Here is a 22,395-nt window from a genome sequence, read left to right as displayed (position 1 = left end):
CTTAGACTTGCTTAAACTATTTATCAGTGGCATAATCTAGTAATATGCTATGTGGAATAAATTAAATTTAAAAGTTCTAGCTCTATATAGAGTTTAAATCCTAAGATTTAACTTATAATTAGAACTATACTATCAATACTGAAGTTACATTTAAATATTTTTTTATTAGTATTAGCAAAAATTTAAGATAGTATTGGGACTTTAATATATTTAGTATAGTGATTTTATCAATATTCTTTCAAGTTTAGACTCATTAAAGTTTTTTAATATGTTTAGGTTTGACAATCTATAATGAAACTATAGGGATAATTGTATTATAATTATATATGTACAGTGTATATGTAAGAATACTAGCTGTAAATTAGGAGGGATATATATGATAAAAACAGCAATATTAACAATTAGCGATAAAGGCTCTCGAGGAGAAAGAGAGGATATTACTGGACCTTCAATAAAAAATCTTTTGCCTTATGAAAATTATTCACTAGATCATTATAAAATAATTCCTGATGATATGGATACAATTAGTGAAGAACTAATATATTTATGCGATGAACTTAAGGTAAACCTAATAGTAACAAATGGAGGTACAGGATTTTCCAAAAGAGATGTTACTCCAGAAGCTACTCTAAAGGTTATAGAAAAACAAGTCCCTGGTATTTCCGAGGCAATGAGAGCTGCTTCCTTAAAAATAACACCGAAAGCTATGCTTTCAAGGGCAGTCTCCGGTATAAGAAAAGAAACTTTGATTATAAACTTGCCTGGAAGCCCAAAGGGAGCAGTAGAAAATTTACAAGTTGTGCTACCAGCTCTTACCCATGGAATTGAAATACTTACTGGAGAAGCCTCTGAATGTGCTAGATAAAAATATAGACACACATGTCCCCAATTTAACTTATACTCCGGAATATGCTGCCAAACTTCGGCACGTTAAAAACTTTTAATCAGTCTAAAGTTCGTGTTTATGAAAATCTAAGAAGCTTTGATAAACTCGTACCTCAAACATATCAAAGCTCCTAAGATTTTCAAAAACACTTCACTAAGACTGATAAAAAAGTTTTTAAATGCGCCTTCAGTTTTGGCAGCATATTCCTACGTATAAGCTAAATTTAAGTTGTGTTTATCTATATATATATATTAAGAAACCTGTTCATTAATTTTAAATTCACTTACGAGGTTAAGTAAGCCCTCCGCACCAGACGAATTCTTCTTGGATAACTTAGTAATATTTTCTAAAGATAAATATATCTTTTCTGATAGACTAGAAAACCTTTCTATAACTTTTTGAAATGTTTCTCCGTCATTGTAATAAGTTAATCTAAACAAAAAGGCTGGTAAAATTTATACTAGCCTTTTTGTTTATAAACAATATAGTTAATACTCTTTATTCATTCAAATCCTTTAGTTCACCTGTTACTAAATAAATAGTCCACTCACATATATTCGTCACATGATCCCCAATTCTTTCTAAGTACTTGCAAACGAATAAAAGTTGAGTTACCTGATTAGTAATTGATGGATTGTTTGACATCAAAGATAGCATTTCAGTGAATATTTTTTTGTATAAGCCGTCAACTTCATCATCCAATTTGCATACAGCATAAGCTTTTTCTATATCAGCTGTTACATAAGAATCTATGCCTTTTCTAATCATTTCCTTTACTATTCCGCCTATTTTTGGAATATCTACCAGTTCTTTTATATACTTTTCATTTTTAATTCTTATAGTAATCTTTGCTATATCTACTGCATAATCTGCTATTCTTTCAAGATCTGTTACTAACTTTGTAGTTGTGAATATGGTTCTTAAATCTGTAGCAAGAGGCTGCTCTTTAGCTATTAACTTAATACATTTATTCTCTATTTCTTTTTGTAAATTATCTACTAAATCATCGTTTTTAATTATTTGTTCTGCTAATTTTTCGTCTTGCTTTACTAGTGCATCTATACACTGGTGTATTTGTTTTTCCACTATACTACCAATTCTAAGCACATCATTATGAAGACCTTCTAAAGCAGAGTCAAAACCTGTTCTCGTCATGACCATCACCTCATTTTCCCTTTTTCTGTAATTTAAATATAAGTTTATTTTATCCAAATCTACCTGTTATATAATCTTCTGTTCTTTTATCTTTTGGCTTATAAAATATACTTTCTGTTTTTCCACTTTCTACAATTTCCCCACTAAGGAAAAATGCAGTATAGTCTGATATTCTGCCGGCTTGCTGCATATTGTGCGTAACTATTACTATAGTATATTTCTTTTTTAGTACATCCATAAGCTCTTCTATTTTTAATGTAGATATTGGATCAAGTGCTGATGTTGGTTCATCCATAAGCAATATTTCTGGCTCAACAGCTAAGGTTCTTGCTATACATAACCTTTGCTGCTGTCCTCCTGAAAGACCTATGGCGTTTTTATTTAATCTATCTTTAACTTCATCCCAAAGAGCTGCCCCTTTTAGACTGTTTTCCACTATCTCATTTAATTTGTTTTTATCCTTTACGCCATGTATCCTAGGTCCATAAGCTATATTATCATAAATTGACATTGGAAATGGATTAGGTTTTTGGAATACCATCCCTATTCTTTTTCTTAGTTCTATTACATCATAATCATTATATATATTTTTACCTTCAAATAGAACTTCTCCTTCTATCTTTACAGTTTCTATTAAATCATTCATTCTATTCAAAGTTCTTATAAAAGTTGACTTACCGCACCCAGATGGTCCAATTAAAGCTGTGACTGCATTTTTCTCCACATCTAAGTTTATTTTTTTTAAAGCTTGAGCACTTCCATAATATAAGTCAAGATCTCTAGTTTGTATTATACTCATTTAGATTCCTCCTTACTTCTTTCCAGTATACGATTCATATATCTTTTTACCTAATATTCTAGCTGTAAGGTTAAACAAAAGTACCATAATAATAAGAACTGCTGAAGCCCTGTTTGCTATCTGTGCTGCATCTGGCACCATACCCTCTGAATTCAGCTTCCATATATGTACAGCTAATGTTTCTGCTGGCCTCATTACACTAAAAGGTGATGTCTTTCCAATCAAACTAATATTATCAAAATGTAATATTGGTGCACTCATACCAGCTGTATAAAGCAATGCAGCTGCTTCTCCAAAGATTCTTCCTGCTGACAATATTACTCCCGTTAGAATCTGCGGAAGAGCTGATGGAAGTATAACTCTTTTTATGGTCTGCCATTGAGTAGCTCCAAGACCAAGACTTGCTTCTTTCACAGGCTTTCCAGCTGCTCTTACAGCATTTTCACTAACTCTTGTAAGCTGTGGCAAGTTTAACACTGCTATAGCTAAAGCACCTGAGAGTAATGTGAATCCCCAATTGGTAAAATTTACAAATACAAGAAGTCCAAACAAACCTACCACTATTGAAGGTAAGGATGCCATGGTTTCAATACATAGTCTAATAATATTAAGTAATGATCCTTCTTTAGCATATTCTGCTAAGTATATTCCCCCACCTACGCCAAAAGGAATAGTTATAATTAAAGAAATTACCAGCATATAAAATGAATTGAACAACTGAGGTCCAATACCACCTCCAGCTTCTCCAATCTTTGGATCTCCAAACAAGAAGGATGGCCTTAAGCAATCTCCCCCTCTAATAATTATATATCCGATCAAAGCCACTAGAAGTATAACCACAAAACTAGATACAAGATATAGTATTCCCGTCCAAATTTTATCCTTTTGTTTTGCATTCATTATTTAAATTCACCCCTTTTTCCTATGGCTCTTATTATCAAAATAAATATGAATGACATAATTAATAGTAATAATGCAAGAGACCATAAAGCATCATTCCAAGGAGTTCCCCCTATGGTATTTCCCATATCCATAGTAAGTATACTTGTTAATGTAGCAGTAGGACTCAATAAATTCTCAGGTAATTTTATAGAATTACCTATAACCATTTGAACAGCCAAAGCCTCTCCAAAAGCTCTTGCTAGTCCCATTACAACCCCTGTTAATATACCGCTTTTAGCCGCAGGTATTATAACTTTGCTTATAGTTTGCCATCTAGTTGCTCCTAATCCATAAGATGCTTCTAAATAGTTTCTAGGTACAATTTTAACAGCATCCGTTGCCAGACTGGCTATAGTAGGTAAAATCATAACACTTAACACTAATATACCTGCGATTAAACTAAAGCCTATACCCCCAAAGCTTCTTTTTATAAGTGGTAGCAAAATACTAAATCCTATCCAACCATATACAACAGATGGAATTCCTACAAAAAGTTCTAAGGCTGGTTGAAGTACTCTCTCACCTAACTTTGGCGATATAAAATTCATAAAAATAGCTAAAGCTATACTAATAGGTGCACTTATGATAACAGCACCTACTGAAACAAGAGTAGAGCCAGCTATAAATATAAATGCTCCAAGCTTTGGCGTATCACTATCAGGTCTCCATTGTGTACTGAATAAAAAGTCTTTTAACGAATATCCGTGCTTAGTAAAAGTACTTATTCCCTTGGAACTTACAAACAGTATAATACTAAGAGTTAAAATTACAATTAATAGACCGCAGAATATAGCAAAACTTCTACCTACGTATTCATTTTTTAACTTTTGCCATAAAGTCCTTTTTTTCATCTTATCAACCTCAACATTAAATTTTTATAACACTTATTAATCATTTTTGTACTTTTTATCATATTTTTACAATATGACTTTAAAATTATATTAGCCGCTAATTCTATTTATATAGAATCTCGCGGCTAATATAAAATAGTATATTATGTGGCTGATGTTAACCATTCAACCCATTATTGCAATGCATTATTTAGTTTTCATATCACCTGCTGGTATATATCCTAACTTTTCAACTAATGCTTTATTTTCATCACTTACCATGTAATCAATAAATGCTTTAGATAAATCTTTAGCTTCACCTTTAGTATACATATGTTCATATGACCAGAATGGATATTTTCCTGTAGTTATGTTATCTTTATTAGCTTCTACACCTTCTATTTTTACTGGCTTTACATTTTTCTTAACATCCTCACTTAAATATGATAAAGCAAGATAACTTATAGAACCCTTAGTAGCTTGTATAGCTTTCTCAACATTTCCGTTTGAATCTTGAGTTGTTCCAAGCCCTTCTTTTTCATCTTTTCCGCCCATAACTGTTTGTTTAAATGTTGCTCTTGTACCTGAAGATTTTGCTCTATTTATTACATTTATAGCAGCATCATCTCCACCAACCTGTTTCCAGTTAGTTATTTCTCCTGTAAATATCTTTTGTATTTGATCCTTTGTTAGGTTATCAACTTTTACGTCTGGATTTACTACTACTGCAAATCCAATTACACATACTTGGTGATCAACTAATTCCTTTGCTTTAGCAGCATCTAATTTTGAACCTTCAGTTGTTACATCTGAATTTCCTATATCTGCAGTACCTTCTGAAACTAATTTTAATCCAGTACCACTTCCGCCACCTTGAACATTGATTGTTGCCTTTGGATTCTTTTCAGTAAATGCCTTTCCAGCTTGTTCAGCCAATGGTTGAAGCGCTGTTGAACCAGCAAGTGTTATTGAACCACTTATTTCCTTTTTAGTTTCTTCTCCTGTTTTTGCAGCCTGCTGATTACTTCCGCAACCTACAAACGCTCCAGCTACAACAGTTATTGCAACCGCAGCTAGCATAGCTCTCAAACTTTTTCTCATTATGTAAATCCTCCTCAAATTTTTAAATGTAATCACAATCTTTCTCATATAATGATATACCTGAAAAGTTAATATATTATTATATGCATGTTAACTAAAATTAACATTACACAATTAACTCATTACAGTTATTGACCTATTTCAAAGCAAAAATTCACCTTAAATAAATGCCTTAACATGTTTTTTTTCAAAATTCAGTACATTATATACAAATATACAATTAACACAAACTTAACATCAAATATTTTTAGAGTTCACGTATTAAAGTTTTTCTTTAACAAAATAGGCTGATATAAATCTACCAGCCTATTAGTTTTTTTGTGAAGTATAGCTTAATAATTGTATTTTACTCTAATACTTTTATTTTATAATTACTATGTCTTAGTTCTTTTACTTCTTTTTTTACAGAAGCCATATATTGAGCAATATGATCCCCTTTATGAAAGGAACTCATTTTTCCATAAATGCCGGCTATAGATATAGAGGTTAAATCAAAGGTATCTTTGTTTCCCTTTCTATCTACTGCTTCTATATAGTTATTTTTTATTTCTCTTTCATTGAAAAATTTTAATATCTCTTTATCAAACTTGTTAACTATATTTTCACATAGATACTGGCATTTACTATAGTGCCCCTCAGTTATTACTATAAAATCATCTCCACCTATATGTCCCACAAAGTTATTATATGGCATAGTAGCTTTAACGTTACTAATTATAAGTTCTGCTGTAAATTTTATTATCTTATCCCCGTTTTCAAATCCATAGGTGTCATTATATACCTTAAAGTTATCCAAATCAAAATATAATATACAACTGTTGTTTTCATATAACAACATATTCTCAAGCTTACTTTCTATAATAGCATTGCCCGGCAAACCTGTTAACGGATTCAACTCTTTAGCATAGTTTCTTTCTAGCATAGTAGTATATTGAAGTAAGCTTTTTATAGTTACCATTCCATAATATTTAGAGTTTTTAGTAACAATAATATAATCATATAATTTTTCATCTTTTCTATTCATGGCAGCATTTGATACATCACTTACTGGAGTATTATAATCTACAATAAGAGGAATTGTATCCATAATTAAAGATATTGGTCTTTTTAAAAACACAGCTTGTCCATATTGAGTTGCCAATACGGAATTTAAGGAATGTTTCATGATAAGACCTACTGGAATATCGTTATCAACTATGCAAGCTCCAGATTTAAGGGAATTTTCAAAATATTCTTTTACCTTTTTACTATGTACCCCAACATTGAATGTACGATCTTTCCTTGCAATTTCACCAATACAATTTTTTGAATATGCCGAGAATCCATTACTATATTTTTTATATGTACTATTAATTATATAACGTATATTTTCATTTATATCTACTAGTGATGAAGCTGGTCGTTGCAAAAAATAACCTTGCCCAGCATGTACTCCTAATTCTATCAATTTAAGTAACTCTTCTTTTGATTCAATTCCTTCAGCAATAAGCTGCATATTCTCACTATTAGCTAGATTAACAATAAAAGATATGAGATTTTGATTAAAAGAGTTGTTATGAATATCCCTAATCAACTCCATATCTACTTTAATGTAATGAGGCTTTGTATGAGATAACATTTTTAAACCTGAGTATCCAGAACCTGCATCGTCTATAGCTATTTTATATCCCTCTTCAACATAGTTCTCTAATGCTGCTTTGAAGCTTTTATAATCTTTAACACAAGTCTTTTCCGTAATCTCAAATATTATAGTTTTCGGCGACATATTATATTTAGCCAAGAATTCTTTAGTAAATCCCTTTTTATATTTTTCATCCTTAAATATAAAAGGATCTACATTTATAAATAAATACTTATTTTTATCTATAGATTGTGCATGCTCTATTGCTTTTTTTCTACATAAACATTCTAAATCCCATAATCTGTTATATTTTTCTGCTGCTGAAAATAGCTCTTCAGGATTGTAAAGAAATGAGTCTTCTGGTCCCCTTGATAAAGCTTCGTAGCCAATAATATTTCCAGTTGTTAAAGATACTATAGGCTGAAATACAGTTGTTATGTTTTCTGATTTTAGAATTCTATCCAGCTCATTTGATGTTGTATTCATGAATTTGTAGCTCCTTCATAAATTATACTATAATAATTTTGTTACAGAGGCATCAGTTCTTAACATAAACTCTAAACTAATATATAAAATATACCATTTATATGTTATTAATAATGGTTGTTTTGTTAAATATTTGTTAATTCATTTTAAAATATTTTCATTTCTCTTAAGAAATTGAAAATAAAATCATATTTGGTTAACCTGTAAGTTTTATGCTAAATGTCTTTATTTTTAATTTTATGCAAATCAATAATCACCTTATTCAAGCATTCACATATAATGTATATGTAAGTTATTTTCTGGAGGAATACAATTGAATCCTTTTTATTACCCATACTGTGGATATTTTATAGAATGTCAGAGAAAGCCTATTACCTTTCCACCCCAACATCAAGCTGAGCAACCAGGTCTTGAATATCTAATGTGTCCGCCACCAATATTTGATAATCCTAATTATAGAGGAACAGGTAAACTTAAGGATAAAGTAGCTATAATTACTGGAGGAGACAGTGGTATAGGAAGAGCTGTTTCTATAGCTTTTGCAAAAGAAGGAGCAGATATAGTAATTGTGTATAAATATGAACATAAAGATGCTGAATTAACTAAAGCCTTTGTTGAAGCTCAAAATAGAAAATGTCTTTTAATATGTGGAGATCTAAAGGATAAAGAATTCTGTAAAAAAATCGTGGATAAGACTGTAAAGAAATTTGGACATTTAAATATATTAGTAAATAATGCAGCTGTACAGTACCCACAGCCAAGTCTAGAGTATATTTCAGCAGAGCAATTAGAAGAAACTTTCTGTACAAATATTTTTTCGTTTTTTTATGTAACAAAAGCAGCCCTGCCTTACTTAAAAAGAGGAGATACTATCATTAATACTGCTTCAGTAGTAGCCTACAGAGGACACAAGGACCTTATAGATTATTCTTCTACTAAAGGAGCTATTGTATCTTTTACTCGTTCTTTATCTCTGTCGTTAGAGCCAAGAGGCATACGTGTAAACGCAGTTGCTCCAGGTCCAATATGGACTCCATTAATACCTTCTAGTTTTACGGCAAAAGAGGTTTCAACCTTTGGTTTGAATACACCTATGAAACGTGCGGGACAACCAGTAGAGTTGGCACCAACCTATGTTTATCTTGCATCCAATGATTCTAGTTATGTTTCTGGTCAGGTTTTGCATGTAAACGGAGGTAGTATGGTAGATTCCTAATTAGAGAGGAAGAGTAGTTTCACTTTATAAATTCAGGCTACAAAATAAAAGCCTCAGAGAAATAAGTTTTCTGAGGCTTTTATTTATTTTATCCCTGTTATATTTTACTATAACCTGTTAACAAGCTTTCTTCTAGGAAAAATTTTTAAATTTAGAGTTAACCACTAATAACTTTAAACACATAAACTTAACTTGATTACCACCAAAATCCATCCTATAATTAAAGCGATAAAGATACTAATGATATTTAATAAATGAATTGAGGCGTTCGTGATGAGAAAAAAAATTGGACTTGCTTCTATTTTTATAGGAATTTGTATAATAAGTGCTGCTTTGTACATGAAATATAGTGCTGATAGTATACAAAAAGAGATGATTAGACGTTTTGAAAGAGGTATTATAACTAAATACAAGAATTTAACCATGGATACTATAGGTATTATGACCATTGGAAAAATAAACCTAAAGGTTGCCATTGGTGAAGGTGACGATAACGAAACTTTAAAATACTCAGTAGGTCATATTAAAGGAACTGCTATGCCAGGAGAAAAAGGAAATTTCTCTGTAGCAGGTCACAGAAGCTATACCTATGGAGAGTATTTTAACAGGCTAGATGAGCTAGAGGTTGGCGATAAAATAATGGTAAAGACTAAGAAGGGAGAATACACTTATAAAATTTATGATATAAAGGTTGTACTTCCTTCAGATGTTTCAGTATTAAATAAAACTGATGATGCTACTATTACTTTAATTACATGTACCCCTATAAGAGTAGCTACCCACAGATTAATAATAAAAGGAAAATTAGAGTCTTAGTTGATCTTAATTATTTTAAATTGAATAAGATTACTGTATAAATAAATTTATATGACCATACATACTAAAAGAGATCTATGTATATTTCAAATATACATAGATCTCTTTATATTAGGTTATTATTTATATATAAACTATACGCCTCTAAATTACCAAACTAAGGGGAGGAGTTGAGGCATTCTTACAACTTACCCAGTACTCTAGTCAAACAGTAATCTTTATACTTAATTATTCTAAGAACATCTTTATATCATCATCAACGTTAGTTATTCCACCTATACCAAAGTTTTCTACAAGAACCTTAGCTACATTTGGTGAAAGGAATGCTGGTAATGTTGGTCCTAAATGAATATTTTTAACACCAAGATATAATAGTGAAAGTAATACTATTACAGCTTTTTGTTCATACCAAGCTATATTATATGATATAGGAAGTTCATTTACGTCATCTAATCCAAATACTTCTTTTAATTTAAGTGCTATAACAACTAATGAATATGAATCATTACATTGTCCTGCATCTAGTACTCTTGGAATTCCTCCGATGTCTCCTAGGTTAAGCTTATTATATTTATATTTAGCACAACCTGCTGTAAGAATAACAGTATCCTTTGGAAGCTTTTCAGCAAATTCTGTATAGTAGTTTCTGCTCTTAGCTCTTCCATCACAACCAGCCATAACAAAGAATCTCTTTATAGCTCCTGATTTAACAGCTTCTACAACCTTATCAGCTAAAGCTAATACTTGGTTATGAGCAAATCCACCAATAATTTCTCCTTTTTCTATTTCTTTAGGAGCAGCACATTTTTTAGCATGTGCAATTATAGCTGAGAAATCTTTTGGTTGTCCGTTTTTTCCATCTGCTATATGCTTAACTCCTGGAACTCCAGTTACACCTGTTGTGTACATTCTATCTTTATAAGAAGCTTTAGGAGGAACGATACAGTTTGTAGTCATTAATATTGGTCCATTGAAGCTTTCGAATTCTTCAGTTTGTTTCCACCATGCATTTCCATAGTTTCCTGCAAAGTGCTTGTATTTTTTAAATGCTGGATAGTAATTTGCTGGAAGCATTTCACTGTGAGTGTACACATCTACTCCAGTACCTTCTGTTTGTTGTAGTAACCACTCCATGTCTTTTAGATCATGTCCACTTATTAATATACCAGGGTTATTTCTAACTCCTATGCTTACTTTTGTAATTTCAGGATGTCCATAAGTTTCAGTATTAGCTTTATCAAGTAATGCCATACCGTCTACACCAAATTTACCTGCTTCAAGTGCTAAGGCTACTAAATCATCTGCACTTAAGCTATCATCTAAAGTGGCAGCTAATGCCTTTTGCATAAATCCATGAATCTTTTCATCATTATAATTTAGATGATTAGCATGCTTCAAGTATGCAGCCAAACCTTTTAAACCATAAATTATAAGTTCTCTTAAAGATCTTACATCTTCATTTTCAGTAGCCAATACACCAACTGTTGCTGCTTTTGCATCAAAATCATTTACGTTATCTGCAAACCATGTAGCTGCTTCAGGTAAAGTTAAATCTTCTTCTTTTTTAGCTCCACCTAATCCTAGTATTTTCTTAAGCCATGAAGCATTTTCTTTTAATTCAGTAAGTTTTCCACCAGCATTTACATATTGCTGTTTAACTTCTTCTCTTAGTTGTAAACCCTTTTTTATTCTTTCTATAAACACATTTCTATCAAAATTTGCATTTGTTATTGTTGCAAATAAGCTTTCCATTATAAATTTATCTACTTCTTTATTAACTACTCCTAATTCTCTTGCCTTTACACTGTATACGGAAATTCCTTTTGTTATATATATTAATAAATCCTGTGCTTTTGCTAAATCTTCTGTTTTTCCACATACACCTTTTATTGTACAGCCTTTACCACCTGCTGCTTCTTGACATTGATAACAAAACATACTCATTTAAAATAACCTCCAACTATATATTTTAATAAATTAATTTTATAATTTTCTTTATTTGTTCACTTCATGTTTATATTATACTTTTATCTAAAGACTATTTCGGTAACAAATGTTACACAAATAAAAATTTTTTATTTAATATAAAATTCTTTTTATAACTTATTTTCTAAATGTATATGCTTAAACATATCTGATTCTAGTTTTTCAAGCTTTTCATAGGTAAACCTGAAGGTATTACATATATCTGAAAAAAATCTTATATATTACTTAAATTGTTGGAAGGGAACTTGGAGAATTAGTTATAAAAAAGTGAAATCTAATCTAGAAACTTCTATTTAAAATGAAAGGGCTTGTCACTTTATTAGTGACAAGCCCTTTTAATTTAAACTAAGCAAGACTGATGTACTGCACCGTACTTTATAATATTCATAATATATTCTTCTAGCTTGTACAAGTTAGCTCTATCCTCTTTTGAAACTTTTATTTGTTCAAAACCCTCTAATACCTCAATAAATTTTGTATAATTACAATTACCTGCTCTCTCGCCAATTCCTCCAATAGTACAATCTATATATTCAGCACCAGCAGATATTGAAGCCACAGAATTAGCTACAGCCATTCCAAGGTCATTATGCACATGAATTTCTATTTCAACTGGGACCTGTTCTCTTATTTTAGTTACTTGCTTAAATATGTTCCTTGGGTATAGAATACCTACCGTATCTGCATATCTTACCCTTTTAACTCCCAAGTCAGAAACTATTCGACATAACTCTATTATGAAATCCATATCTGCTCTGGAGGCATCTTCTAGACCAACTGTAACCTCACAGTCTTTTTCTTTAGCATAACTAACAGATTTTTTTATGTTATCAATAACCCATAGTCTATCCTTAGCTAGCTTTGATTTAATTTGTATATCTGAAGAAGGAATAGATATATGAACTATATCTACACCACAATCAATAGAATGCTGAATATCCTTAGTACTCATTCTATTCCAGGATGATATCTTACTATTTAAATTAAGCTCTACAATTTTTTCTAAACTCTTTTTTTCATCTCCACCCATAGCCGCTATACCTGCTTCTATTTGGAAAATACCCATATCGCTAATAATCTTAGCAATTTCAACTTTATCATTTATACTTAAAGCTACTCCAGCTTTTTGTTCTCCATCTCTTAAGGTTGTATCTACTATTTTAATACTCATTTTCTATCACCCATCTTTTTTAATAAACATCTGCTAAAACTAATTGAAACTATTGGACATTTGAATTAACTCTTCATCTAGAATATTTCTTTTTAACTGAATACTCTTTACCCTTATTTTTTGCAGCAAAGCTTCCATATCTATGCCGGTATAGCTTATGTTAAGCTCTTTTAGCTTAACCATCACAGCTCTTGAGCCTGAGTGCTTACCTATAAACATTTTTCTTTTTTGTCCAACATCATTAGGATCATAAGGTTCATATGTTATTGGATTTTTTTCTATTCCATCAACATGAATCCCTGATTCGTATTTAAAAATATCTTCTCCTAAAATTGCTTTCATGCAGAATATATTTTCTTTAGTTAAGTTTTTATAAACAGTAGACAACTCACCTAATAACCTCAAATCTCCACATACATTACCGTTCTTTATTATTTTAAGTGCCATAACAACTTCTTCTAAAGGTGCAAATCCATAATTTTCACCATTAAAAGCTGTTGTAATAACATCAGCACCATCAGTGCAAGCCTCAATACTTATAGCAGTAGCCATATAGTATTTGTTATCAGCACAAAAATCAACTGTTACTAAAAAACGGCTCTTTATATTCTCTATTAATTGTTTCCAGGTTAATAAGTTATATTTATTAACATTGCTTATTCTTAAGCATTTTATATTAAGTTTATTAATAATTTTATTATAATTATGTTCTAAAAAATTATTTAAATCTTCAATATTTATTTCAAGTATTACATTTCTATTAGTAATTTTATTTACATGTTCTAAACTTAAGCTTAAAGCTCTTTCATAATCTACAACTAAATATTTAAAATTATATTTATCTATAAGTGCAATATCTTTACATGTTTTTATCCTAAATATATATTCTAATGTTCTTGGAAGTTTTCCAACCTTATCTATAGTCAACTTATCAATCTCTATTAAGTCAACTCCTACTTGTTTTAATAGTTTCAAAAAAGAGAACACATGATCTTTTTTCACATTTTTAAGATTTTTTGCAACCTCTGGCAACGTCCTATCTATAATAAGTTTTTTACTACCTTCAACTATAATAGACATATTAAACACCTACCTTAAATCTAACCTTTATTAATCTTCTTCTAGAATTTATTTTGTAAAAATCATTATAAAAGCATAACTATTATTTGATTATTAAAAGTTTTAAAACTAAAAACTGTCTATACAGTAAACTGCAGTAGAGAATTCCTAAAAAAGTTACTAAAAATACTGTAAAGGAGGTGTTAAATTTTAGCATTATTTTATAACCAATGCAATATATATTTAAAAGTATGTATTATATTAGAGGAAACTTATATTTAAATTAAAATATAAGTACTATCCCCTAATATTTTACAAAATACTTGTTAATCATAATACTAAAAATGTCCTTTATAAAAATAATTTTATTATCTTACAAACCATTTTTAAGCTAAAAATTCTTTTACTGCACGATTTATTCCATCATTTATAACATCATACATCTGGATAAGCTTAATTCCTTTAGCCTCTAACTTCTTTGTAGGTTCCATTCCTGCTCTTAAAGTAAGTACTGCATCACAATCTTTTATAGTATTAATAGTCTTTTCAATTTTATCTTGATGATCATCACACTCATCAGCACCTGTACAATATTTATTAACTTCTCTTTTCTCTAAAAATCTTATATCACCGTCAGTATAAGAATAAATATGAAACTCTTCTGCATGTCCAAAATGTTGATCTATATTAATACCGCTTTTTGTAGATACTGCAAATTTATAATTTTTAATACTAGCTGCTTTTTCTTCACTCTTATCGCCACAGCCTCCGCTATTACATCCACTTCCGCATTTAAAGTCTCTAAAATCAATTGAACGATCTTCAGCCAAAGTTCCTATAGCATCTGCCCTACATTGTTTACAGTGATACATTTGCTTCATGTATTGTTCACATTCTTTTCTTTTATCATTTAATTCTTGATTGCTAACTAAAGGCATATCCGCAAAAGCACTTTCTTTCACAGGAATTAACTGCATAATATTAGTCATAAATGCTCCACATTCTTTAGCTTTTTTAACTACTTCTACTATATGATCATCGTTAATACCTTTAATCATAACGATGTTTACTTTACAGACAAGACCTTTTGAAGCTAAATATCTAAGACCAGATAACTGATTATTCAGAAGCACTTGTGCGCCTTCTTCTCCAGTTAGCTTAGTTCCAAGGTAATTTACTTCTCTATATATTTTAGCTCCTATTTTAGGATCTACACAGTTAAGTGTTACAGTAACGTGAGATATTCCTAATTCTACTAATTCATTTGCATAGAAAGGAAGCATTAAACCATTTGTTGATAAACAAAATGTAACATTTGGATCCTCTGCTTTAATTAATTCAATAGTCTTTTTAGTTTGTTCAAAATTAGCTAAAGCATCTCCAGGACCAGCTATACCTAAAACAGTTAAGTTTGGCATTCTGCTTTTAACTTCTTTAAATTTATATAATGCTTCTTCTGGAGTTAAAACTTCACTAGTAACCCCTGGCCTGCTTTCGTTAGCACAGTCATATTTTCTACTACAGTAATTGCAGCTTATATTACATTTTGGTGCTACTGGCACATGCATTCTTGCAAATTGATGAGCGTTTTCTCCATAGCATGGATGAGTACAAGTCTTATCCTCAATAGTTTTAACTTCACTGTTTTTAGCTATATTTAAATTTATTACTTTTGGTTCATTATTAGTTACCATGTTATCCTTCCCTTCCTCGCTTGGAGCAAAATACTTATCATAAGCATACTCTCTAAAGTTGTTTTCTTTATCCTCTAAAATAGTATTTGCAATATTATCAATTAAATTTGCTGATCCATTATATCCTGTGAACACTTGCCTTTGAGCTCCAACTCTATCATGTACTGGGAACCCAATTCTCACTATCTTCAAGTTTAATCTTTCAGCCATTCTTCTTCCATCTGAATTACCAATTATTACATTTATATCTGCATCTTTTGCATAATGCTCTATAGTTTCAAAATCTGTATCATCTAAAATAATACTTTCTTCTACTTGATCTTTTAATTCTTCTTTAACAGCCTGCTTTAAAATGTCATTTTTTGCTCCTAAAGCAATAATCTTAGGGAAAACTCCATTTTCTACACAAGTCTTAGTTACAGATAAAACCAATTCAGGTTCACCGTATATAATAGCCCTTGCTTCGCCATTATACTTGTGGCTGTCTATCATAGCATCTAAATATCTTCCTCTCTCAGCAGCTAAGCTTTCTGGTATAGGCTTTCCAGTTACTTTAGATATTAATGCTATAAATTCATCTGTATTTCTTAACCCGATAGGACTTCCACATTTATAAAATGGCACTCCAAATTCTTGCTGTAAATATACTCCTGGAGAATCTTCCTCTGCTGCTGTCATTCCCATTTCAATAGTAGCAACAGCACCAGACATCTTGGCAATATCCTCTATTTTTGTACCTCCCTTAGGAAGTCTTCCATACTCCTTATCATGAGGAGCATCTAAAGTATCAGATACATCTGGTAATATAGTATAACCTACTCCAAATTGTTGTAGTATATTTTTTATGTTTCTTATATCACCAGGATTTAAATTTGCTGCTATAATATTTATTTTTCCAGTTGCCTCTGTCTTTACAGCTAATTGTTCTACAGTTTTTCTAAGTGCTCTGTAATAGCCTTCAGCTTGAGTTCCACCATATCCTGGAGTTGGAACTGTAATTATTTTTAAATCTTTAATATCCTCATTATCTTTTTCTTCTTCATAGAATTCACGTACAATTCTGCTTATATCCTCTCCAATGGTTTCAGCTAAACAGGTTGTTACTACTCCAATAGTTGTAGGATTATACAACTTAACTAGGTTTTTTAAACCAGCCTTTAAGTTTTTAGTTCCACCATATATTGTACCGTTCTCTGTTAAAGAAGATGATGCTATATCAATAGGTTCATTATAATGAGTTGCCATATGTCTTCTAATATACGTACTACAGCCTTGAGAACCATGAATGATAACCATATTACCTTCTATACCCTTAAATGCAAGAACAGCACCCATAGGCATACACATTTTGCATGGATTTATGTTTAAATTAACAAAATTTCGACTATTCAAAGTAATCACCACCTATTCTTACAAGTATCTCCAAACTGGACTATTTACAGTTAAATCTATTTCTTTTGCAAAATTTACAGCTCCGATGAATCCACATAGTGCATGTTTTCTTTCATGATTATGATCACAAAATGCAACTCCAAGCTTATATGCTAGAGGTCTTTCCTTTACTCCTCCAACTAATATATCTGCGCCTTTTTCTAAAATAAACTTTTCTAATTCATATGGATTGGAATCATCCAATATTACAGTACCTTCATTTGCTATGCTTCTGATTATCTCATAATCATCTGCTTTTCCTGTTTGAGTTCCAACCATAACTGTTTCCATACCTAAGTCATTAAATTGTTTTATTAGAGATATTGCTTTAAAGCCACCACCAACATATATAGCTGCTTTTTTTCCTTTTAATCTCTTACGATAATATTCAAGATCTTCTTGTATCTTTTCAATTTCTGATTCAACGAAAGCTAAAGTTCTTTCTCTTATTCCTTCATCTCCAATAATATCCGCAATTTTTAATAAGGAAAGCTTTGTGTCTTCAATTCCATAAAAACTTACTTTTATACTAGGAACATTATAAAGCTCTTCCATTCTATGAGCTAAGTACATCATAGAACCAGCACATTGTACAATATTTAGTTTAGCTTTTGGTGCCTGCATTATCTCTTCACATCTACCGTCACCTGTTATCTTAGCCAACACATCAATGCCAAGTTGTTTTAGATAGTTTTTTATAATCCACATTTCGCCGGCTAGATTAAAATCTCCTAAATAGTTAACTGCGTTAACTTTTTCTTCATCCCTTTTTTCACCCATTAAACTTATTAGAGCATTACAAGCTGCCTTATATCCCATGGATTTATGGCCTGCAAACCCAGGTGACTTAACTGGTATTACTCTTATTGAGTGCTTTTTCTCAGCGGCTTTACATACAGCATCTGTATCATCACCTATAACCCCTACTATACAAGTGGAGTAAACAAAGATAACCTTTGGATGAAACTTTTCAACGATCTCATCTATAGCTGCTGATAACTTTTTTTCTCCTCCGAATATTATGTCCTTCTCTCTTAAGTCTGTAGAAAAACTGTTTCTATATACTTCTTCACCACTGCTTAAGCTTCCTCTTATGTCCCAAGTATAACTAGCACATCCTATAGGACCGTGAACTATATGAAAAGCATCGGTTATTGGATTTAAAACTACTCTAGCTCCACAATACACACAAGCTCTCTGACTTACGGATCCTGATACACTCTCTGAATCACATTTCATTGATGAGCCTTTATTCTTAGAGTTATAACAGACAAAGTCTTCTCTTTGTTCAATAAGTCCTGAGTCCTTCTTTTCACCTTTGGAATTATCGCAACCTGAATCACTACACTCATTACTACTTGAAATATCTTCTCTTTTATCTATAAGTTCCAAACACTCATCAATTGTGGAAGAACCATAATTACAATTTGCTTTTAAATTTTCCATAAGTTCACCTCCAAATTTATATTTAACATAAATTTATTTTTAAATAAATAATTATAAACTTAGTTTTATTAATAGTATTCATGTGACATATTTATTAACAATAAATTTAGAGGGGCTTACCACATGAATACCTAATAAAACCTAGTTTATGGGGCTGATCATTTAAGTATTAAAATTTGATTCAGGAGGTAAAATTTATCCTCCTGAATCTTTTTGTTTTTTAAATATTATCTTACTACTTCAAAGTCTTCTTCTGCGCATTCTCTTTCTATCTTGTCAAGCATAGCATTGCACATAGATTCTACTAATCTGATTCCGCCTTTATATCCTACAGTTGGATTATAATAGTGTCCGTATCTATCTAATATTGGGAAACCAAATCTTACGAATGGGATATCTTCTGCTCTAGCAATAAATTTACCATAACTGTTTCCAATTAATAAATCTACGCCTTCATTTTTTATCCATTGTTGAAGGTCAAATAAATCGCCTTCAGCTTTAACAATACCTTCTACTCCTGCTTCATCTAGCATTGGCTTAAGTACTTTTCCAAATGTTTCACCAGGAGTTCCTGTGATTACATATTTTGGTATCATTCCTAAAGCTAGTACAAATTGAGTAAGAGCGATAACTAAATCTGGATCTCCAAATATAGCTACTTTTTTATCATGGAAGTATTGATAGCTATCAAGCATTAAGTCAACTAATTGACCTCTTTCTTCTTCAAGAGCTTCAGGTATTGCTTTTCCTGTTGCTTTTGATAAAGCAAGTAATAATTCATCTGTAGCATCAATACCAATTGGTGTTTTAAGTGTTTCAAATGGCACTTTACATTTTTTCTCTAATGCTTTAGCACCAAATTCTGAAGCATAGCTTCCAAGCGCAATAGTCTTTTCAGAATTTCCTGCATCAGCTATATCTTCAACTTTTGCTCCACCCTTAGGGAACATGTGATATTCACCAGTATTTGGAGTATCTAAAACTCCACTAGTATCTGGGAACATGATATAAGGAATATCCATTAATTCAAATATTCTCTTTACTTCTCTCATATCAGCTGGGCTAACAAAACCTGGTATTATGTTGAACTTTCCGTTCTTAGTTCCAGTATTTTTTGAAATATAGTCTACTATACCTTTTACCATGTTTGAGAATCCAGTAATATGTGAACCTTGGTAACTTGGTGTATTTGTATGGATAATCATTTTTCCTTCTGGTACTTCTGCATCAGATATATAAGTAGGTAAGTCATCACCTATAGTTTCTGATAGACAAGTAGTGTGAACTGCTATTATATCTGGGTTATATAGTGCCCAAATATTTTTAACAGCCATTTTTAAGTTAGATCCTCCGCCGAATACACTAGCTCCTTCAGTAAATGAACTAGATGTAGCTACTGCTGGTTCTTTAAAATGTCTTGAAAGTACTGTTCTATGATAAGAACAACATCCTTGTGAACCATGACTGTGAGGTAGACAATTGTGTATACCAAGAGCCGCGTACATAGCTCCTACTGGCTGACAAGTTTTAGCTGGGTTTATTCTTAAAGATTTTCTTTCATATACTTCTTTTGGTGTTGCATCTAACATTATACGTCACCTCCAACAACTTTTCCTTCTAATATAGATTCTTTTTTCCATGGTGGAGTCATATACTTCCAAGCTGGAGTATAAACACCTGCTGCTAATCCTTTAGCAAATATTAACGCTCCTTTAAATCCTGCATATGGTCCAGTATAATCATATGAGTGAAGCTGTCTTGACAATACTCCCATTTTTTCGATTCCATATTTTTCTTTTATTCCTGCCATGAACATATCTGGCTTCAATAATTTTATAAATGCCTCTGTTTCATGTTCATTTAAATCATCAACTATTATTGTATTTTCTTCCATGTCTTTCATCATTCCAGGATAGTCAGCTAAAGGAACTCCTTCTTTCTTAAGAGCTTCATATCTATCTGCTGGTATTACAACACGGTATTTTTCCTCATCCTTAGCAACAGTTATTTCAGGAATATTTTTGCTATCTGCATCAATTTTTATTGTTGGTAACACTTCTCTTCCTTCATAATCGTCACGGTGAGCAAATTCAAAACCTGCAAGAATAGTTTTTATTCCAAGATCCTTTAATAATACTTGGTATGTGTGAGCTCTTGAACCACCCACATATAAACATGCAGTTTTTCCTTCAAGTTTTTCTTTATAATAATCCATTTCACCTTGAATTGCAGCAACTTCTTCTGCTATAACTGCTTCAGTTCTTTCATAAATATATGGATCATCGAAACATTTAGCTAAATCCCTTAAAGTTTCAATTATTCCTTGTACCCCTATAAAGTTAGCTTTTATCCAAGGAATACCATACTTAGTTTCCATCATTTCTGCAATGTAGTTAATTGATCTATGACATTGTACTAAGTTAACATCTGCTAAATGAGCGTTTTGAACTTTTTCATAGCTTGCATCACCAGTAAGTGTTGCTTGCACATTATATCCTATCTTTGTAAGAATTCTATCAATTTCCCAAGCATCTCCACCAATGTTATATTCTCCAAGTATATTTACAGAATATTTCTTGTGTTCTTGAGTTCCTGTTCCAATGATATCCTTCATAACAGTGTTATTTGCTATATGGTGACCTGCGGATTGAGTTACACCCTTATATCCTTCACAGCTGAAAGCAAGTACTGGTATACCGTATAATTTTCTTGCTTCTGATGCTACTGCATTAATATCATCACCTATAAGACCAACTGGACAAGTTGCATATATACCTATAGCTTTTGGTTTGAAAAGATCAACAGCTTCTTTTATTGCTTCTTTTAATCTTGGAACTCCACCGAAAACTATATCACTTTCTTGCATGTCAGTACAGAATACATACTCATTGAAGTTTTGGCCGCCTTCTTCTGCTTTTGACTTGTATCTTCTTCCACCCCAGCTATAGAAAGAACATCCTATAGGACCATGTGTTATATGAACCATATCTTTAATTGGTCCCATAACAACACCTTTACAACCTGCATAACAGCATCCTCTAGCTGTAATTATACCTGGTACTGTTCTTACATTAGCTTGTATAACTGGATTAGGATCTTCTTTTGTTTTTATAACTATATGTTCTTTTCTATTTTTAAAGGTTTTAGCAGGGTATTTCTCTAATACCTCTTCTACTATCTTCTTCATTATATTCACCTCTTCCAATAAATTAGATCGATTCTGTTCCTTTGCTTTTACCATTAACATACTTTTATTTGGACATATCTCTTATACTATGAGTTAAGAGATATGTTCTTTTATGGCTCTTTTTTTCACTTTAATTCACCTAATATATTGTTAATCTTATTCGTTAAGACCGTATGCCATTAATATTTCTTCTAATCTTTCTTGTGCCATTGGTTTTGGTATAACATACATATCATTGTTATCTATATTGCTAGCTAATGTTCTGTATTCATCAGCTTGTTCACATGTTGAATCAAAATCTATAACAGTTTTCTTGTTTATTTCTGCTTTTGTAACCATTGGACTTCTTGGTACGAAGTGTATTAATTGACTTCCTAATTCTTTAGCAAAGTTGTCAAGTAATTCATATTCGTTAGCAACTTTTCTACTGTTACAGATGATACCACCTAATCTAACTCCACCACTATGAGCATATTTTTGGATACCTTTTGCTATATTGTTTGCTGCATATAATGCCATCATTTCTCCACTTGCTACTATATATATTTCTTGAGCTTTTCCTTCTCTGA

The 22,395-nt window shown here is 31.4% G+C and carries 17 protein-coding genes and 1 pseudogene; 3 read left to right on the top strand and 15 right to left on the bottom strand.

Going from position 1 to position 22,395, the window contains the following annotated elements; translation table 11 throughout:
- The first annotated feature begins 376 nt into the window (after window positions 1–376).
- Window positions 377–865: a molybdenum cofactor biosynthesis protein B gene (locus HGI79_RS19505; RefSeq protein ID WP_185652345.1), complete on the top strand. Its 489-nt coding sequence runs from the start codon at window positions 377–379 to the stop codon at window positions 863–865.
- A gap of 272 nt (window positions 866–1,137) precedes the next feature.
- Here HGI79_RS19505 and HGI79_RS19500 read toward each other — a convergent pair whose 3' ends face one another.
- The 7 genes from HGI79_RS19500 to HGI79_RS19470 form a co-directional block, all read right to left on the bottom strand.
- Complete coding sequence (locus tag HGI79_RS19500) at window positions 1,138–1,326, bottom strand: hypothetical protein (protein ID WP_185652344.1); 189 nt, start codon at window positions 1,324–1,326, stop codon at window positions 1,138–1,140.
- Window positions 1,327–1,384: 58 nt separating this feature from the next.
- Window positions 1,385–2,041: a phosphate signaling complex protein PhoU gene (gene phoU, locus HGI79_RS19495; RefSeq protein WP_185652343.1), complete on the bottom strand. Its 657-nt coding sequence runs from the start codon at window positions 2,039–2,041 to the stop codon at window positions 1,385–1,387.
- A 49-nt stretch (window positions 2,042–2,090) separates the two neighbouring features.
- Window positions 2,091–2,840: a phosphate ABC transporter ATP-binding protein PstB gene (gene pstB, locus HGI79_RS19490; RefSeq protein WP_185652342.1), complete on the bottom strand. Its 750-nt coding sequence runs from the start codon at window positions 2,838–2,840 to the stop codon at window positions 2,091–2,093.
- A 12-nt stretch (window positions 2,841–2,852) separates the two neighbouring features.
- Entirely contained in the window at window positions 2,853–3,740 is an 888-nt protein-coding gene (pstA, locus tag HGI79_RS19485; RefSeq protein ID WP_185652341.1) for a phosphate ABC transporter permease PstA, read from the bottom strand.
- The gene (pstC, locus tag HGI79_RS19480; RefSeq protein ID WP_185652340.1) at window positions 3,740–4,633 is read right to left on the bottom strand and encodes a phosphate ABC transporter permease subunit PstC; all 894 of its coding nucleotides are present in this window, start codon (window positions 4,631–4,633) and stop codon (window positions 3,740–3,742) included. Before pstC ends, pstA begins: the two co-directional genes overlap by 1 nt.
- A 186-nt stretch (window positions 4,634–4,819) precedes the next feature.
- The gene (locus tag HGI79_RS19475; protein ID WP_185652346.1) at window positions 4,820–5,716 is read right to left on the bottom strand and encodes a phosphate ABC transporter substrate-binding protein; all 897 of its coding nucleotides are present in this window, start codon (window positions 5,714–5,716) and stop codon (window positions 4,820–4,822) included.
- A 343-nt stretch (window positions 5,717–6,059) separates the two neighbouring features.
- Window positions 6,060–7,820 carry a GGDEF domain-containing protein gene (locus tag HGI79_RS19470; RefSeq protein ID WP_185652339.1) on the bottom strand — a complete coding sequence of 587 codons (1,761 nt, stop codon included), beginning with the start codon at window positions 7,818–7,820 and terminating at the stop codon, window positions 6,060–6,062.
- Window positions 7,821–8,133: 313 nt separating this feature from the next.
- Here HGI79_RS19470 and HGI79_RS19465 point away from each other — a divergent pair, with 313 nt between their 5' ends.
- Window positions 8,134–9,036, top strand: coding sequence for an SDR family oxidoreductase (locus tag HGI79_RS19465; RefSeq protein ID WP_185652338.1), 903 nt, complete (start codon window positions 8,134–8,136; stop codon window positions 9,034–9,036).
- Between the two features lie 273 nt (window positions 9,037–9,309).
- A complete protein-coding gene (locus HGI79_RS19460) occupies window positions 9,310–9,852 on the top strand; it encodes a class D sortase (RefSeq protein WP_185652337.1) in 543 nt (180 codons plus the stop codon).
- Window positions 9,853–10,080: 228 nt separating this feature from the next.
- On the opposite strand, the gene hcp is transcribed toward HGI79_RS19460, so the two are convergent.
- The 8 genes and pseudogenes from hcp to nifH all read right to left on the bottom strand — a co-directional run.
- Window positions 10,081–11,796 (bottom strand): hydroxylamine reductase, encoded by a 1,716-nt coding sequence (gene hcp / locus HGI79_RS19455; RefSeq protein WP_185652336.1) that lies wholly within the window; start codon window positions 11,794–11,796, stop codon window positions 10,081–10,083.
- A gap of 382 nt (window positions 11,797–12,178) precedes the next feature.
- On the bottom strand, window positions 12,179–13,009 hold the full coding sequence (locus HGI79_RS19450; protein ID WP_185652335.1) for a homocitrate synthase: 831 nt from the start codon (window positions 13,007–13,009) through the stop codon (window positions 12,179–12,181).
- Between the two features lie 39 nt (window positions 13,010–13,048).
- Window positions 13,049–14,089 (bottom strand): homocitrate synthase, encoded by a 1,041-nt coding sequence (locus HGI79_RS19445; RefSeq protein WP_185652334.1) that lies wholly within the window; start codon window positions 14,087–14,089, stop codon window positions 13,049–13,051.
- A gap of 365 nt (window positions 14,090–14,454) precedes the next feature.
- Entirely contained in the window at window positions 14,455–17,154 is a 2,700-nt protein-coding gene (gene nifB, locus HGI79_RS19440) for a nitrogenase cofactor biosynthesis protein NifB (protein ID WP_185652333.1), read from the bottom strand.
- 18 nt (window positions 17,155–17,172) lie between these two features.
- Window positions 17,173–18,639 carry a nitrogenase iron-molybdenum cofactor biosynthesis protein NifE gene (gene nifE / locus HGI79_RS19435; RefSeq protein ID WP_185652332.1) on the bottom strand — a complete coding sequence of 489 codons (1,467 nt, stop codon included), beginning with the start codon at window positions 18,637–18,639 and terminating at the stop codon, window positions 17,173–17,175.
- Between the two features lie 227 nt (window positions 18,640–18,866).
- On the bottom strand, window positions 18,867–20,228 hold the full coding sequence (gene nifK, locus HGI79_RS19430) for a nitrogenase molybdenum-iron protein subunit beta (protein WP_185652331.1): 1,362 nt from the start codon (window positions 20,226–20,228) through the stop codon (window positions 18,867–18,869).
- On the bottom strand, window positions 20,228–21,826 hold the full coding sequence (gene nifD, locus HGI79_RS19425) for a nitrogenase molybdenum-iron protein alpha chain (protein WP_185652330.1): 1,599 nt from the start codon (window positions 21,824–21,826) through the stop codon (window positions 20,228–20,230). The genes nifK and nifD overlap by 1 nt, the downstream gene beginning before the upstream one ends.
- A gap of 156 nt (window positions 21,827–21,982) precedes the next feature.
- Window positions 21,983–22,395 (bottom strand): annotated as a pseudogene (gene nifH, locus HGI79_RS19420) (nitrogenase reductase); the annotation flags it as partial.

This window comes from Clostridium sp. DJ247, assembly GCF_014231265.1.
Note: the sequence above shows the minus strand (reverse complement) of the source record. Positions and strands in the feature narration are given on the sequence as shown.